The sequence below is a fragment of the Actinosynnema sp. genome, assembly GCF_052038725.1.
On record NZ_JBQGCX010001361.1, the window covers coordinates 1 to 2,190 of the forward strand.

The window sequence follows — 2,190 nt, forward strand, 5'->3', positions numbered from 1 at the left end:
CGCGTCCGGGACGCGCACCAGCGTGGTCATGGCGAACGGGACGCGCGCGTACTCGGCCTGGAGCCCGTCGACCGGACCGGTGCTCTCGGGGCCGCCGAAGAAGCTGGTGCCCGCGCTCGGCCCGTTCGGGTTCGCGGTGTCGCACTGGGCGTAGTAGCCGGCCCGGCAGTACGAGCAGGTGCCGCACCCGATCGTGGAGGTGACGACCACCCGGTCACCGGGGGTGAACCCGCGCACGGCCGGTCCGACCTCCTCCACGACGCCGACCGCCTCGTGACCGAGGATGGTTCCGGGCACCATGCCGGGCATCGTGCCGCGCACCACGTGCAGGTCGGTGCCGCAGATCGCGCTGCGGGTGATCCGCACGATCGCGTCGGAGGGTTCGAGGATCTTGGGGTCGGGGACCTCGTCGAGCCGGATGTCCCCGACCCCGTGCCACACCACGGCCTTCACGCGCGACCTCCCCGCGCGAGGGCGCGCGCCAGCAGCCACACCAGCGCGGCGGCCACCGCGGTCAGCGCCGCCGAACGGGCGGTGACCAGGCGGAGCAGGGCCTTCTGGGCGTCCTGGTCCACCTCCCGGTCGTGCTCTTGGTCGTGCTCCTGGTCGTGCTGGGTGGGCGTCGTCCCGGTCTTGCTCGTCATCGCCGACCTCCTTCGTCGGCGACGGGCTACCCGCTGGAAATCGGGTGAACCGGACTTCGCCGACCGGGTGATCGGGGAGCGGCCGACCCGCGGTCAGGCGCGCGCGGTCGCGAAGACCAGGCCCTGGCTCAGCAGGGACGTGCTGCCCCGGACGTCGCGGGTGATCACCTTCAGGCGGTGCTGGCGGTCCGGGGTCAGGCCGGTCAGGGTGACCCGGGGGTCGGTGGTGGTCGTGACGAGGGCGCCGTCCAGGTAGACGTCGTAGCCCGCCGTGGCGGCCCACCAGGAGCGGCCCACCCAGGTCACCGTGGCGGTGGTCGGGGTGGTCTCGGCGACGGTCAGGTCGGTGGGGCGCAGGGGGCGGTCCGCGATGAACCCGAGGGACTGGATCGTGCCCAGGAGGTCGTTGCCGCCGGGGACGCGGGTGCACAGGGCGTCCAGCGGGGGCAGCGGAGCGCCGTCGTCGGACTTGGGGCGCAGGGACAGGGTGATGTCGCCGAGGCGGATCTCGTGCAGGCCCGGTGGGTCCAGGCGCAGCGGGGCCAGCGCCCCGGCCGCGTGCAGCCACGACCAGCCCTCGCCCGGCGCGAACGTCAGGTCCGCAGACACCTGCCTGGGGGATGGGCCGGTGATCGAGGCGGCCACCGTCGCCGTGCTGTCGCCGTCGACCCGGCCCTCGACCAGGTTGGTGATGTCCAGGTCCAGGTCCACGAAGGCGGTCTGGGCGTAGGAGACCGCGTTCGGCAGGGCACCGACGTCGTCGGGCAGGAAACCGCCGAAGTGCACGCCCACCGGCACGGTCTGGCCGGTGGAGGTGTCGCAGGTGTAGGAGGTGACCAGGTCGGCGGGTGCGGCGGTCGCGGTCCCGGCGAGCGCGCCGGTGAGCGCGCCGGTGAGCAGCAGCGCCGCGACGGCGGCGGCAGGAGCACGGGTCATGGGGTTCTCCCTCGAAGTTCCTCGCCCACCACCAGTCTCGTCCCGGACCGGTGGTCCCGGCAGCGGTCAACCGGCGCAAGCGCGTCCGCCCGGAGAGCGCCTCACCCGGCGGCCGGGCGAGCCGACCTGACCAGCGCGCCGGACAGCGCCAGCAGGCCCAGCACGACCGCGCCGAAGCCGGTGATCGACGGGACGAGCGGGGCGAACTGGACCAGCGCGCCCAGCAGGACCACCGGCGCCGCGAGACCCAGGTAGGCGATCAGGAACAGCCCGGCCAGCGACTCGCCCCTCCGGTCCGCCTCCGACAGCCCCACGACGGCGGCCACCGCGCCCCGGAACGACAGGCCCGCGCCCGTGCCCACGACCAGGCCGCCTGCCAGGAGCAGGGGGAGGGACGGGGTGAGGAGCGCGGCGACCACCAGCACCACGCCCGCGGGCAGCAGGGTCAGGCCGACGCGGTACAGGCGGGCGGAGCGCCAGGAAGCGGTGACGACCTGGGCGGCTGCGGCCGAGCCGAACACCAGGAAGGTCACGGCGCCCGCCACGGCGTGGGAGCCCTCGTGCAGGGTGCCCGCGAGGAACGACGGGGCCAGCGAGGTGAAGAAGCCGA

Annotated in this window: 3 protein-coding genes and 1 pseudogene; all 4 read right to left on the minus strand. The window is 74.5% G+C overall.

All coding sequences use genetic code 11. The annotated features are described in order from the left end of the window. On the minus strand, positions 1 to 453 hold a 453-nt coding region (locus tag ACTUAL_RS28715), incomplete at its 3' end, for an alcohol dehydrogenase catalytic domain-containing protein (protein ID WP_440902425.1). Beyond that, positions 450 to 644 carry a hypothetical protein gene (locus ACTUAL_RS28720; protein ID WP_440902426.1) on the minus strand — a complete coding sequence of 65 codons (195 nt, stop codon included), beginning with the start codon at positions 642 to 644 and terminating at the stop codon, positions 450 to 452. The genes ACTUAL_RS28715 and ACTUAL_RS28720, both read right to left, overlap by 4 nt. 93 nt (positions 645 to 737) lie before the next feature. Then, positions 738 to 1,580 carry a DUF6801 domain-containing protein gene (locus ACTUAL_RS28725; RefSeq protein ID WP_440902427.1) on the minus strand — a complete coding sequence of 281 codons (843 nt, stop codon included), beginning with the start codon at positions 1,578 to 1,580 and terminating at the stop codon, positions 738 to 740. A 101-nt stretch (positions 1,581 to 1,681) separates the two neighbouring features. After that, positions 1,682 to 2,190, minus strand: a pseudogene (locus ACTUAL_RS28730) (MFS transporter); the annotation flags it as partial.

What these genes read in the sequence shown, in the direction of transcription:
- ACTUAL_RS28720 (WP_440902426.1), bottom strand. Translation starts at nt 644, where the DNA reads ATGACGAGCAAGACCGGGACGACGCCCACCCAGCACGACCAGGAGCAC.
- ACTUAL_RS28725 (WP_440902427.1), bottom strand. Translation starts at nt 1,580, where the DNA reads ATGACCCGTGCTCCTGCCGCCGCCGTCGCGGCGCTGCTGCTCACCGGC.